Source organism: Modicisalibacter muralis (genome assembly GCF_900102945.1).
GTDB lineage: Bacteria > Pseudomonadota > Gammaproteobacteria > Pseudomonadales > Halomonadaceae > Modicisalibacter > Modicisalibacter muralis.
Window position 1 is genome coordinate 63054 of the sequence record NZ_FNGI01000010.1, and the last position, 12331, is coordinate 75384.

Below are 12331 nucleotides of genomic sequence, written 5' to 3' on the forward strand. Positions count from 1 at the left end.
TATCGCAATCAATGCCTAGTGGAGACGACGTATGGCTTGGAATGAGCCTGGTGGTGGTGGTGGCAACCAGCACGACCCCTGGAGTGGCGGTGGCCGACGCGGTGGCGACGGCAACGGCGGGGGCAACAAGGGAGGCGGCGGCAACAACCAAGGGCCACCCGATCTCGATGAGGCGCTGAAGAAATTTCAGGACAAGCTCAACAAGATGCTCGGCGGTGGCCGCGGTAAGCGTGGCGGCGGTAACGGTGGTGCTGGCGGCGGTGGCAAGCGCAACACCCTGGCGCTGCCGGGCCTGCTGGTCATCGTTGCCCTGGCGATCTGGGCCGCCTCCGGATTCTATCTTGTCGATCAATCCGAGCGCGGCGTGGTGCTGCGTTTCGGCAAGTTCCAGGACATCGTTAACCCGGGGCTGCATTGGAATCCGCCGCTGATCGATGATGTGCGGATGGTCAACGTGACCCGGGTACGCTCCATTTCACAGACCAAGTCGATGCTGACTCGCGACGAGAACATCGTCCAGGTGGCCATTTCGGCGCAATATCAGGTAGCCGATCCGCGTGCCTACGCGCTCAACGTGCGTGCCCCGGAACGGACCATAGAGAGCGCGCTCGATTCGGCACTGCGTCACGTGGTGGGCGGTACCGAGATGAACGACATCCTGACGTCGGGGCGCGAGTTGCTGGCGAATAGCGTTGCCACGCGTTTGCAATCGTATCTCGATAACTACGGTGTCGGCTTGCGCGTCCAGGCCATCAACGTCGAATCGACATCGGCTCCGGATGCGGTACAGGACGCCTTCGATGACGTCATCAAGGCGCGTGAGGATCGCCAGCGCTTGATCAACGAAGCGATCGGTTACGCCAACGCGATCATTCCCGTGGCGCAAGGTAACGCCCAGCGCTTGCTGGAGCAGGCCCAGGGGTATCGCGAGTCGGTGGTCGCCGAAGCCTTGGGTAACACCAATCATTTCAACTCGCTGTTGACCGAGTATCGCAATGCTCCCGAAATCATGCGCGATCGTATGTACCTGGACGCCATGTCCGATGTGCTGAGCAACACCAGCAAGGTACTGATCGATGTCAGCGAGAGCAGCCCGCTAATGGTGCTGCCGCTCAATAAGCTGCTCGGTGGCAAGGGTCAACAGACGACCCAGGGCGCGACGTCCAGCCAGTCAGGCCAGGAGATCGAGGTCGATCCTTACATGCTCGAGCGCATGCGCAATGAACAGCAGCAGAATAGCGGTATTCGCAGGGAGGGTCGTTAATGATCAATAACCGTTCCCTGCTCATCGTCGCCGGCCTGGCCGTGGTCGCCTGGGTGGGCAGCAGCAGTCTGTATATCGTCGACGAGACCGAGCGCGCCATCGAGCTGCGCTTCGGCGAGATCGTCAACGACGACGTTTCTCCGGGGCTGCATTTCAAGGTGCCGATCACCAATACAGTACGCACCTTCGATAGCCGGGTATTGACGCTGAATACAGAAGCCAGCCGTTACCTGACAAACGAGAAGAAGGCGGTGATCGTCGATTATTTCACCAAATGGCAGATCGTCGATCCGGCGCGTTACTACCAGGCGACATCGGGTGACGAGCAAATCGCCGAACGCCTGATCGGGCCGCGCGTGGACGAGCGGCTGCGCAACCAGTTCGGGCGTCTCGAGCTGCAGGAGATCATCGCCGAACAGCGGGATGCCCTGTTGGTTGGTCCAACCAAGCAGCTCAATGAGATCCTGCGTGATGAGCTAGGGGTGTCGGTTGTCGACATTCGCATCAAACGCATCGACCTGCCCGACGAGGTCACTCAGGCGGTTTACGAGCGGATGCGCACCGAGCGTAATCGCGAAGCGCGTGAATATCGTGCCCAGGGGCAGGAGCAGGCCGAGAAGATTCGTGCCGTCGCCGATCGCCAGCGCCAGGTGTTGTTGGCCGAGGCTCAGTCCAAGGCGGAAACGCTGCGTGGTAAGGGCGATGCCGAGGCTGCTGCGATCTATGCCGGGGCCTACCAGAAGGACCCCGAGTTCTTTCGCTTCTTCCGCAGCCTGAAAGCCTACCGCGAGAGCTTCGATGGCAAGGACGACCTGCTGGTGCTGGAGCCGGACAGCCAGTTCTTCCGCTATCTCGACAGCGCGGATCCTCAGGGTGGGGATTCGCAGCAGAACACGGATGAGCAGGGCTAAGGCCTGCCTCGTCCGGCGCGGCCTCCGGGGTTCACCCGGAGGCCAAGCGTGATAGAATTACGTTACCGGGCGTAGCCCGGTTTTTTGTGGCCATTCATCTTTGGCAGGACAGGCTAATGACCATCGCTGATCGCTGGCTGCTACCCGATGGCATGGACGAAGTGCTCCCACCGCAAGCGACGCGCATGGAAGCGCTGCGCCGTGCATTGCTCGACCTATACCACTGCTGGGGCTACGATCTGGTGATGCCGCCACCGGTGGAGTTTCTCGATTCGTTGTTGACCGGCACGGGCACCGACCTCGACCTGCAGACATTCAAGCTCATCGATCAACTGACCGGGCGCATGATGGGCGCCAGCGCCGATGTCACGCCGCAGGTGGCGCGTATGGATGCCCACTCGCTGAAACACCGCGGGCCGGCGCGGTTGTGCTATTGCAGTAATGTGCTGCGTGCCAAGGCCGATCAGCACCAGGGCGGGCGTAGTCCTGTGCAGGTCGGTGTCGAGTTGTTCGGTCATGCCGGCCTCGAGGCCGACCTGGAGATCCTGCGCCTGGCGCTGGCAAGCCTGACTACTGCCGGGGCCCAGGAGATCCATCTGGCGCTGGGTCATATCGGCATCTATCGTGCCCTGGTGCAGGCCGCCGATCTGGATGCCGACAGCCGGCGGGCGCTGTTCGAGGCGATCGAGCGCAAGTCGCCCAGCGACGTTCGCGCGCTTGTCGAAGTGCAAGTCACCGATAGCCGCTTGGCTGCCATGCTCAAGGCCCTGGTGCATTTGCATGGCGGGGTCGACGTGCTGGATGAGGCGCGGCGCATTTTTTCTGACGCACCGGCGGCGGTAAGCGAGGCTTTCGATCAACTACAGGCACTCTGCCAGGGGATGTCCAGCGAGCATGCGCAGGTCACGCTGTATGTCGATCTGGCCGATCTGCGTGGTTATCAGTATCACACGGGCATGATGTTCGCCGCCTATGTGCCGGGCTATGGCCAGGCATTGGCCAAGGGCGGCCGCTACGATGACACGGGAAAAGCCTTCGGGCGGGCTCGCCCGGCCACCGGTTTCTCCATGGACCTGAAATTGCTGGCCTCTCTGGTCGAGCAATTGCCGGCCTGCGATGGAATATGGGCGCCAGCCGCTGCTGCGCCGGCCGATGCCGCGCTCGATGCAGTGATCACGCGTTTGCGCAGCGCCGGTGAGCGTGTTGTTCAGGCCCTGCCGGGGCAATACACCGGCCCAACGGAGCATCGCTGCAACCGCCGTCTGGTACGCATGGGCGACGACTGGCAGGTTTCTCCTCTGGCGTGATGCCCGGTGGGGCTGAAAAAGCCAATGCCATCACGGTATCTTCGACTGGCTGTTTTTTGATCAAGAGACGAGAGCAATGGGCAAGAACGTAGTGGTACTGGGCACCCAATGGGGTGACGAAGGCAAAGGCAAGGTCGTCGACCTGCTCACCGAATCGGCGTCGGCGGTGGTGCGCTTTCAGGGCGGTCACAATGCCGGTCACACGCTGGTCATCGATGGCGAAAAGACCGTACTGCACCTGATCCCGTCGGGCATCCTGCGTGACGACAAGACCTGTGTGATCGGTAACGGCGTGGTGCTCTCGCCCGAGGCGCTGATCAAGGAGATTCGCGAACTCGAGGTGAAAGGCGTGCCGGTACGCCAGCGCCTGCGTCTGTCACCGGCCTGCCCGCTGATTCTGTCATACCATGTGCGCCTCGACCAGGCTCGCGAGAAGGCCCGGGGTGTCGCCAAGATCGGTACCACCGGTCGTGGTATCGGTCCGGCCTACGAAGACAAGGTCGCGCGCCGTGGCCTGCGCCTCGGCGATATGCTGCACCGCGAGCGCTTCGCCTCCAAGCTCGGCGAGGTGCTCGATTATCATAATTTCGTGCTCCAGCATTATCACGGCGAAGCGCCGGTGGACTTTCAGCAGGTGCTCGACGAGGCCATGAGCATGGCCGAGGAGCTGCGTCCGATGGTCTGCGACACTGTGGGTCTGGTTCACGATGCGCGCAAGGCCGGCGAGAACATCCTCTTCGAGGGTGCACAGGGCTCGCTGCTGGATATCGATCACGGCACCTACCCTTATGTCACCAGTTCCAACACCACCGCTGGTGGCACCGCGACCGGCTCCGGCGTGGGGCCGTTGTATCTCGATTACGTGTTGGGCATCACCAAGGCCTACACCACGCGTGTCGGTTCCGGGCCATTCCCTACCGAGCTGTTCGATGAATTCGGTCGCCATCTGGCCGAGCGCGGCCACGAGTTCGGCGCCACCACCGGGCGGCCGCGCCGTTGCGGCTGGTTCGATGCCGTGGCGCTGCGTCACGCGGTGCAGATCAACTCGGTCAGCGGAATCTGCCTGACCAAGCTCGATGTGCTCGATGGCCTGGAAAACATTCGCGTCTGTGTCGGCTATCGCGGCAAGGACGGCGAGCATCTCGATACGCCGGTCGATTCCGAGGGCTATGAGGCCGTCGAGCCGATCTATCAGGACCTGCCGGGCTGGAGCGAGTCGACCCTGGGCATCAAGGCGCTCGAGAGTCTGCCGGCCAACGCGCGCGCCTATATCAGCTTCCTCGAGGAGCAGACCGGCACGCCGATCGATATTATCTCGACCGGGCCGGATCGTAACGAAACCATCGTGCTGCGCAATCCGTTCGACGATTGATTCCGGCATGCTCCGAAAAGCGCCTACGGGCGCTTTTTTTGCTGAGAGAAACCGCGCTTTTATAGTGGCCGGATAATAACAATTGTCATTCTCGCTGCTATCGGCTTGGAAATGGCGGTTATCAGGTTGGTTTTCGCCGACATCCGTAGCGATGCCCTTCACATCGCCCGCATACAGGACTAAAATGGTCCCCAATGAAAGAGGCCATGGAGTCCAGGCAATGTTGAAGCTGTCGAAGCTGACCGACTACGCCGCCGTGGTGATGGCGCAGATTGCTCGTCACCCGGAGCATCCCCACGCTGCCCCTGAATTGGCGGATGCGGTGATGCTGCCTCATCCAACCGTCAGCAAGACTCTCAAGATGCTGGTGCGGGCGGGGTTGCTCACGTCGTTGCGTGGCTCCCAGGGTGGTTATCGGCTGGCACGCCCGGCTTCGCAGATCACTGCCAGTGATATCATCGCCGCCATCGAGGGCCCGGTGGCGATGACCGAGTGCAGCCACGCCGACGGCGATTGCGAACTGGTGGGTAACTGTGGCGTGGCCGATAACTGGCAGCGCGTGTCACTCGCGGTGCGCACGCTGCTCGATGGCGTGACGCTGGCGCACCTGGCCCAGTCCGCCCCCATCAAGCTGCCCGTGCAGCTACCCATACAGAGCGTGACCCTGGCCGCATCGGCGGAAGGTTAAGCGCCGTAACTACCGTTGCTCAAAAGGGTGAGGCGATCGCCCGGGAGAGGAGAGACCATGGCTACCGAGGAAATGGAACAACTCGTCCGTCGCGAATATACCCAAGGGTTCGTGACCGACATCGAAAGCGACACCGTGGCGCCCGGCCTGGATGAGAGCGTGATCGCCTTCATCTCGCAGAAGAAGGGCGAGCCCGAGTGGATGCTACAGTGGCGCCTGGATGCCTACCATCAATGGCTCAAGATGAAAACGCCGAGCTGGGCGCATCTGGACTACCCGCCCATCGACTATCAGGCGATTTCCTATTTCAGCGCGCCCAAGTCCAAGGACGACGCGCCTAAGAGCCTCGACGAAGTCGATCCCAAGCTGCTCGAGACCTACGAGAAGCTGGGCATTCCGCTGCATGAGCGCGCCGCACTGGCGGGCGTCGCGGTAGACGCAGTGTTCGATTCGGTGTCCGTCACCACCACCTTCAAGGAAAAGCTGGCCGAGGCCGGGGTGATCTTCTGTTCGATCTCCGAGGCGATCCGCGAGCATCCCGAACTGATCAAGCAGTACCTGGGCAGCGTGGTGCCCAAGGGCGACAATTTCTTCGCCGCGCTCAACTCGGCGGTATTCACTGATGGCTCCTTCGTCTATGTGCCCGAGGGCGTGACCTGCCCGATGGAGCTGTCGACGTATTTTCGCATCAACGCCGCCAACACCGGTCAATTCGAACGCACGCTGATCATCTGCGAAAGCCGCGCCCAGGTTTCCTATCTCGAAGGCTGTACCGCGCCGCAACGCGACGAGAACCAGTTACACGCTGCGGTGGTCGAGTTGGTGGCGCTGGAAGACGCCTACATCAAGTATTCCACGGTGCAGAACTGGTACCCCGGCGATGAAGACGGCAAGGGTGGCATCTATAACTTCGTCACCAAGCGTGGCGACTGCCGCGGCGATCGCTCGCGAATCAGCTGGACCCAGGTCGAGACCGGCTCGGCGATCACCTGGAAATATCCGTCCTGCGTGCTGCGCGGCAAGCATAGCGTCGGTGAATTCTATTCGGTGGCGGTGACCAACGGCCGCCAACAGGCCGACACCGGCACCAAGATGATTCACATCGGCGAAGGCACTAAGTCGACCATCGTGTCCAAGGGTATCGCCGCCGGCAACAGCAATCAGGCCTACCGTGGGCTGGTCAAGCTCGGCCCCCGCGCCAGGGGCGCGCGCAATTATACCCAGTGCGACTCGCTGCTGATCGGCGACCGCTGCGGCGCGCATACCTTTCCTTATCAGGAAATCGGCAACAGCACCGCCACCGTCGAACACGAGGCGACTACCTCGAAGATCGGCGAGGATCAGCTGTTCTACTGCCGTCAGCGCGGTATCTCCGAGGAAGACGCGGTGAGCATGATCGTCAACGGCTTCTGCAAGGACGTCTTTCAGGAGCTGCCGATGGAGTTCGCCGTGGAAGCGGAGGCGCTCCTTAACGTCACATTGGAAGGCGCAGTGGGTTAACGCTCGACTAGCGATCTAATTTATCGAAGACGCCTTGGCGGCGGCTTCCAAAGGTAAAAGGTGTTACATGCTCGAAGTCAAAGATCTGTACGTCACGGTGGAAGGCAAGGAAATCCTCAGGGGTCTGAGCCTGACGATCAACGCCGGTGAGATTCACGCCATCATGGGCCCCAACGGCGCGGGCAAGTCGACGCTGTCGGCGGTGATCGCCGGCAAGGACGGCTATGAAGTGACGTCCGGCACGATCACCTTCGAGGGCCGCGACGTGCTGGAGATGGAGATCGAGGAGCGCGCCCAGGCCGGGCTGTTGCTGGGTTTTCAATACCCGGTGGAGATTCCCGGCGTCAAGAACGTCTACCTGCTCAAGGCGGCGCTCAATGCCCAGCGCACGGCGCGCGGCGAGGGCGAGATTCCCGCGCCCGAGTTCATGAAGCTGGTCAAGGAGAAGCTGGCGTTCATGAAGATGGACGCGAGCTTCTTGCAGCGCGCGGTCAACGAGGGTTTCTCGGGCGGCGAGAAGAAGCGTAACGAGATACTCCAGATGCTGTTGCTCGAGCCCAAGCTGGCGATGCTCGACGAGATCGACTCGGGCCTCGATATCGATGCCATGAAGATCGTCGCCGATGGCGTCAACTCGTTGCGCGCCGCCGACCGCGCGATCCTGTTGGTCACTCACTACCAGCGCCTGCTCGATTACATCACGCCGGATGTCGTGCATGTGCTCGTCGATGGTCGCATCGTCAAGAGTGGTGACAAATCGCTGGCGCTGGAACTGGAATCCCGTGGTTACGAATGGGTCCAGGAGGAGTCCGCAGCATGAGCGAAGTGCAAGCGTTCATCGATCGTCTCGAGGAACGTAGCGCCGAGCGGCGTGACGTTGTCTCCGAACCGACCTGGATCGCCGCCCGGCGGCAGGCGGGAGCGGCACGCTTTGCCGCGTTGGGTTTCCCAACCAAGCGCGACGAGGCGTGGAAATACACCGATGTGCGGCGTATCAGCGAGGGTGATTTCGCGCTGGCAAGCGACGCCGATTTCTCCAAGGCGACCGCCGCGACATTGACCCTGCCGCTCGATGCGATTCGCCTGACCTTCGTCGACGGTGTGTTTTCGGCCGAGTTATCCGATCTTGCGGCACTGCCGTCGGGTGTCGGCGTCGAGCCATTGTCGCAGGCGCTTGCCACCAACCACGAAGCCGTGGGCGGTACCCTGGGCCGTTTGACCGGGGTCGAATTCTCGCCATTCTCGGCGCTCAATACCGCGTTCAACGAAGAGGGCGCGGTGATCCGCATCGCTGCCGGCACGCGGGTCGAGAAACCCATCGTCGTGCAGTTCCTGTCGCGCGCCAACGCGGCGCCGGTGATGAGCCATCCGCGAGTGCTGATTGAGGCCAGGGCACGCAGTCAGGCCACGATCATCGAGCATTACAGCGGTGAAGGCGAAGCCGCCAATTTTACCAACGTGGTCGGCGAGGCGCTGCTCGAGCGCGGGGCGATCCTGACGCACTACAAGCTGCAGGAAGCGCCGCTGAACGACTTGCATGTTTCCAGCCTGCATGTCGATCAGGGCCGCGACAGTCGCTTCGTCTCGTTCAATATCAACCTGGGTGGCGCACTGGTGCGCAACGATCTGATTGCCGATCTCAACGCCGAGGGCGCCGAGGCTAGCTACTATGGCCTGTTCTTCGCCCAGGGCCGCCAGCACGTCGACAATCACACCCTGGTCAATCACAACGCGCCGCATACGTTCTCCGACGAAAACTACAAGGGCATCCTCGGCGACCGCGCGCGCGGCGTGTTCAATGGCAAGGTGATCGTCAAGCGTGACAGCCAGAAGATCGAGGCGCACCAGAACAACGCCAATCTGCTGCTCTCCGATCGCGCCGAGATCGATACCAAGCCGGAGCTGGAAATCTACGCCGACGACGTCAAGTGCTCGCACGGCGCGACCACCGGCCAACTCGACGAAGAGGCGGTATTCGCGCTGCGCAGCCGCGGCATCGACGAGCAGACCGCGCGCGGCCTGCTGACCCTGGCCTTCGCCGGCGAGGTGATGGAACTGGTGGGGCTCGATGCCGTGGCCGAGCGCGTCGAGCGCACCGTGGCCGGCAAATTGCCGGAGCGTTTCAATCTGGCCGGGCTCGTCGAACTGGCGGCCTTGAGTGAAGATAGCCCCCAACAAGGGGAGTGAGCCGATGACCGTAATGACCGACCTGACGCTGGATGTGGTGCGTGTGCGCCGCGATTTTCCGGTTCTCGAGCGTGAAGTGCATGGCAAGCCGCTGGTGTATCTCGATAATGCCGCGACCAGCCAGACGCCACGCCAGGTCATAGAGACGCTGGATCATTATTACCGGCACTACAACGCCAATATCCATCGTGGCCTGCATACCCTGGCCGACGAAGCGACGGCGGCCTTCGAGGACACTCGTGAGATCGTACGCGCCTTCATCAATGCCACCGAGCGCCGCGAGATCGTCTTCACACGCGGTACCACCGAGGCGATCAATCTGGTCGCCCAGAGTTGGGGGCGCGCCAATCTCGCGCCTGGCGACGAGGTGCTGATATCGCAACTCGAGCACCATTCCAATATCGTGCCCTGGCAGTTGCTGGCCAATCAGCTGGACCTGCATATCAGGGTGATCCCCGTCGACGAGCATGGCGCGCTGGATATGGCCGCCTATCAGGCGTCGTTCAACGAGCGCACTCGGTTGGTGGCAGTCAATCACATCTCGAACGCCTTCGGCACCATCAACCCGGTGCGTGAGATGGCGACCATCGCTCACGACCACGGTGCGCTGATTCTGATCGACGGCGCCCAGGCCGTGCCGCACGAAGCGGTCGATGTGCGCGGCATCGATGCCGACTTCTATGCGTTCTCCGGTCACAAGGCTTACGGCCCTACCGGTGTCGGCGTGCTTTACGGCAAGGCGGCACTGCTCGAGGCCATGCCACCCTGGCAGGGCGGGGGCGAGATGATTCGCACGGTATCCTTCGATGCCGGTACGACATACGCCGACATTCCGCACAAGTTCGAGGCCGGTACACCGGCCATCGGCGATGTCATCGCCATGGGGCGCGCCCTGCAGTGGGTCGACGAGATCGGCATTTCGTTGATCGGCGCCTGGGAGCAACGCCTGCTGGCGCATGCCAATGAACAGCTCGCGCGTATCGATGGCCTGCGCGTTCTGGGTACGGCGCCGCACAAGGCGGGGGTGATTTCCTTCGTCGTCGAGGGCGCCCACGCTCAGGATATCGGCCTGCTGATCGACCAACTCGGCGTGGCGATTCGTACCGGCAATCACTGTGCCCAGCCGCTGTTGCATCACTTCGGTGTCGATGCCACCTGCCGGGCGTCGTTCGCCGCCTACAACACGCCCGAGGAAATCGATATCTTCGTCGAGGCGTTGGAGCGCGTCGTCGGCATGGTGCGCTAATTGGCAAGCAGGCCGACGCAGTCAACGGAGAGCCAATGCAGCAACAGCAAACGCAGCAACTCGATAGCCTCTACAAGGGCCAGGAAATGCCTCTGCAACGCGATGTCGAGGCGATTTCGATTCCCTTCGGCAAGGGCGTCACCTTGACCGAAGACAGCGTCGTTTCGGTGATGCAGGCCAAGGGCAGCACGCTGAGCGTGGCCTACGAGGGCCGTTTGTATCTGGTCGAAGGCAGCGATCTGGATGCCTTGGGGCTGGAACCGTTGCCACGACCGACGCTGGCCGAGGACGCCAGCGAGGAGGCGATCGAACAGTTCGTCTGGGACCAACTACGCACCTGTTTCGATCCCGAGATTCCAGTCAATATCGTTGATCTGGGACTGGTCTACGGCTGTCGTATCGAGCGCTTGATCTCCGGCGAGCGTATCGTCACCGTGCGCATGACGCTGACCGCGCCGGGCTGCGGCATGGGCGACGTGATCGCCGCGGATGCACGGCGCAAGATCCTCGGTGCGCCGCAGATTTCCCAGGTGCATATCGACACGGTCTTCGACCCACCCTGGAGTCGTGAGATGATGACCGAGGAGGCGCGCCTGGAACTGGGTCTGTTTTAGTCCTTTAGACGGCATCGAGTCGTCAAGGCGTGCGACAATCCTCCGAGAGGCTGAACGACAAGGCCGCATTAGCATGCTGAGAAGGGAGTCGAGATGCGGCTGGCCGTGGCGTCAACGCTGAAAAAACTGATCCGGATACTGATTGCCCTGTCGCTGGCGTGCGCTGGCCTGGTGCTGGCCGCCAACCTGTGGGTGCTGGCGGCGACCGAGGAGCGTATCGAAGGGGATCTGATGCTGTGTGCCGCCGAGCCGGTCGGTATCGTCTTCGGCACGTCCTACTGGTCGCGTGGCGGCGGCCGCAATCCCTATTACGTTGCCCGGCTCGGTGCCGCGGCCCGCCTGTTGCGCATGGGGCGCGTCGAGCACTTGCTGTTGTCCGGCGACAACCGCACCCGTTACTACAACGAACCCGTGACCATGTGGCGCGACCTGCGCGATGTCAACGTGGCCGACGCGGACATGACCCTGGATTACGCCGGTTTCAGCACTTTCGATACGTTGGTCCGGGCGCGTAAGGTATTTGGCGCCGATCGCGTGTTATTGATTACCCAGGATTGGCATCTGCCGCGTGCGCTGTACATTGCCAATGCCATAGGGCTCGATGCCCGTGGCTGCGCGGTACCGTCGCGTTCGGTGGATGGCGTGTGGGAGTTGCGCATGCGCGAGTGGCTGGCGCGAGTGGCTATGCTCGGCGATCTCTACCTGTGGGATCGCGAGCCGCATTTCCTCGGCCCGCATGTGCCCTTGCCGGCCCCGGACTAACCAGCGACTCAGCGCCGCGACTTTGGCTTCTGTAGCCGATAGAGCTCGCGGATCAACGCCCGGCAGCCCTTCCAGCAGCGCTCGATTACCGGTTCGATGGGGTCGGGGAGGGGATGTGTATACAGCGTCGATAGTGCTTGCATGACCACGCGCTCCTGCTCGAGCAATTCACCGACCAGTACCTGGCTGTCATCGCCGACAAAGCTCTTCAGGCGACTCCATAGCCACAGGTAATCGTCACGCTCGACATCGGCATCGCGAGGTAGCAGTTTGAGGTGTCGCTTGGCCAGAGTTCGCAGTTCGCGCATGGCCTCGCTGCGTTCATCGTAATGCGGCTTCAGGGCGTCGCGCAGCGAGGGACGCAGGCGTTCGAGATTGTCCTGAAAATAATCCAGGCTGTCAGCCAGCGCTTCCAGCACGCTATCCATCGCCACCTGGCGATTATCGAGAAACATGAGCGGTCACCTCCTCCGGTGACAC

At 62.0% G+C, this 12331-nt stretch carries 12 protein-coding genes; 11 read left to right on the forward strand and 1 reads right to left on the reverse strand.

All coding sequences use genetic code 11. From position 1 onward, the window contains the following. Positions 1 to 31 precede the first annotated feature (31 nt). The 11 genes from hflK to BLR92_RS15515 all read left to right on the forward strand — a co-directional run bounded on the left by hflK (position 32) and on the right by BLR92_RS15515 (position 11851). Positions 32 to 1264, forward strand: coding sequence for an FtsH protease activity modulator HflK (hflK, locus tag BLR92_RS15465; RefSeq protein WP_089730180.1), 1233 nt, complete (start codon positions 32 to 34; stop codon positions 1262 to 1264). After that, positions 1264 to 2175, forward strand: coding sequence for a protease modulator HflC (gene hflC / locus BLR92_RS15470; RefSeq protein ID WP_089730181.1), 912 nt, complete (start codon positions 1264 to 1266; stop codon positions 2173 to 2175). The genes hflK and hflC overlap by 1 nt, the downstream gene beginning before the upstream one ends. 116 nt (positions 2176 to 2291) lie before the next feature. After that, positions 2292 to 3482: an ATP phosphoribosyltransferase regulatory subunit gene (locus tag BLR92_RS15475; protein ID WP_089730182.1), complete on the forward strand. Its 1191-nt coding sequence runs from the start codon at positions 2292 to 2294 to the stop codon at positions 3480 to 3482. A gap of 76 nt (positions 3483 to 3558) precedes the next feature. Next, the gene (locus tag BLR92_RS15480; protein ID WP_089730183.1) at positions 3559 to 4854 is read left to right on the forward strand and encodes an adenylosuccinate synthase; all 1296 of its coding nucleotides are present in this window, start codon (positions 3559 to 3561) and stop codon (positions 4852 to 4854) included. Between the two features lie 220 nt (positions 4855 to 5074). Beyond that, positions 5075 to 5542, forward strand: coding sequence for an SUF system Fe-S cluster assembly regulator (locus tag BLR92_RS15485; protein WP_089730184.1), 468 nt, complete (start codon positions 5075 to 5077; stop codon positions 5540 to 5542). Positions 5543 to 5599: 57 nt separating this feature from the next. Next, positions 5600 to 7042, forward strand: coding sequence for a Fe-S cluster assembly protein SufB (gene sufB / locus BLR92_RS15490; protein ID WP_089730185.1), 1443 nt, complete (start codon positions 5600 to 5602; stop codon positions 7040 to 7042). Positions 7043 to 7109: 67 nt separating this feature from the next. Then, on the forward strand, positions 7110 to 7862 hold the full coding sequence (gene sufC / locus BLR92_RS15495) for a Fe-S cluster assembly ATPase SufC (protein ID WP_089730186.1): 753 nt from the start codon (positions 7110 to 7112) through the stop codon (positions 7860 to 7862). Then, positions 7859 to 9229, forward strand: a complete 1371-nt coding sequence (sufD, locus tag BLR92_RS15500; RefSeq protein ID WP_089730187.1) for a Fe-S cluster assembly protein SufD — start codon at positions 7859 to 7861, stop codon at positions 9227 to 9229. The genes sufC and sufD overlap by 4 nt, the downstream gene beginning before the upstream one ends. Positions 9230 to 9233: 4 nt before the next feature. After that, the gene (locus BLR92_RS15505; protein ID WP_089730188.1) at positions 9234 to 10475 is read left to right on the forward strand and encodes an aminotransferase class V-fold PLP-dependent enzyme; all 1242 of its coding nucleotides are present in this window, start codon (positions 9234 to 9236) and stop codon (positions 10473 to 10475) included. A gap of 35 nt (positions 10476 to 10510) precedes the next feature. After that, positions 10511 to 11089: a putative Fe-S cluster assembly protein SufT gene (gene sufT, locus BLR92_RS15510; RefSeq protein WP_089730189.1), complete on the forward strand. Its 579-nt coding sequence runs from the start codon at positions 10511 to 10513 to the stop codon at positions 11087 to 11089. 93 nt (positions 11090 to 11182) lie between these two features. Next, complete coding sequence (locus tag BLR92_RS15515) at positions 11183 to 11851, forward strand: SanA/YdcF family protein (RefSeq protein WP_089730190.1); 669 nt, start codon at positions 11183 to 11185, stop codon at positions 11849 to 11851. 8 nt (positions 11852 to 11859) lie between these two features. Here the strand turns inward: BLR92_RS15515 and BLR92_RS15520 are convergent, their stop codons facing one another. Continuing rightward, a complete protein-coding gene (locus tag BLR92_RS15520; protein ID WP_089730191.1) occupies positions 11860 to 12306 on the reverse strand; it encodes a hypothetical protein in 447 nt (148 codons plus the stop codon). Between the last annotated feature and the right edge of the window lie 25 nt (positions 12307 to 12331).

What these genes read in the sequence shown, in the direction of transcription:
- hflK (WP_089730180.1), top strand. Translation starts at nt 32, where the DNA reads ATGGCTTGGAATGAGCCTGGTGGTGGTGGTGGCAACCAGCACGACCCC.
- hflC (WP_089730181.1), top strand. Translation starts at nt 1,264, where the DNA reads ATGATCAATAACCGTTCCCTGCTCATCGTCGCCGGCCTGGCCGTGGTC.
- BLR92_RS15475 (WP_089730182.1), top strand. Translation starts at nt 2,292, where the DNA reads ATGACCATCGCTGATCGCTGGCTGCTACCCGATGGCATGGACGAAGTG.
- BLR92_RS15480 (WP_089730183.1), top strand. Translation starts at nt 3,559, where the DNA reads ATGGGCAAGAACGTAGTGGTACTGGGCACCCAATGGGGTGACGAAGGC.
- BLR92_RS15485 (WP_089730184.1), top strand. Translation starts at nt 5,075, where the DNA reads ATGTTGAAGCTGTCGAAGCTGACCGACTACGCCGCCGTGGTGATGGCG.
- sufB (WP_089730185.1), top strand. Translation starts at nt 5,600, where the DNA reads ATGGCTACCGAGGAAATGGAACAACTCGTCCGTCGCGAATATACCCAA.
- sufC (WP_089730186.1), top strand. Translation starts at nt 7,110, where the DNA reads ATGCTCGAAGTCAAAGATCTGTACGTCACGGTGGAAGGCAAGGAAATC.
- sufD (WP_089730187.1), top strand. Translation starts at nt 7,859, where the DNA reads ATGAGCGAAGTGCAAGCGTTCATCGATCGTCTCGAGGAACGTAGCGCC.
- BLR92_RS15505 (WP_089730188.1), top strand. Translation starts at nt 9,234, where the DNA reads ATGACCGTAATGACCGACCTGACGCTGGATGTGGTGCGTGTGCGCCGC.
- sufT (WP_089730189.1), top strand. Translation starts at nt 10,511, where the DNA reads ATGCAGCAACAGCAAACGCAGCAACTCGATAGCCTCTACAAGGGCCAG.
- BLR92_RS15515 (WP_089730190.1), top strand. Translation starts at nt 11,183, where the DNA reads ATGCGGCTGGCCGTGGCGTCAACGCTGAAAAAACTGATCCGGATACTG.
- BLR92_RS15520 (WP_089730191.1), bottom strand. Translation starts at nt 12,306, where the DNA reads ATGTTTCTCGATAATCGCCAGGTGGCGATGGATAGCGTGCTGGAAGCG.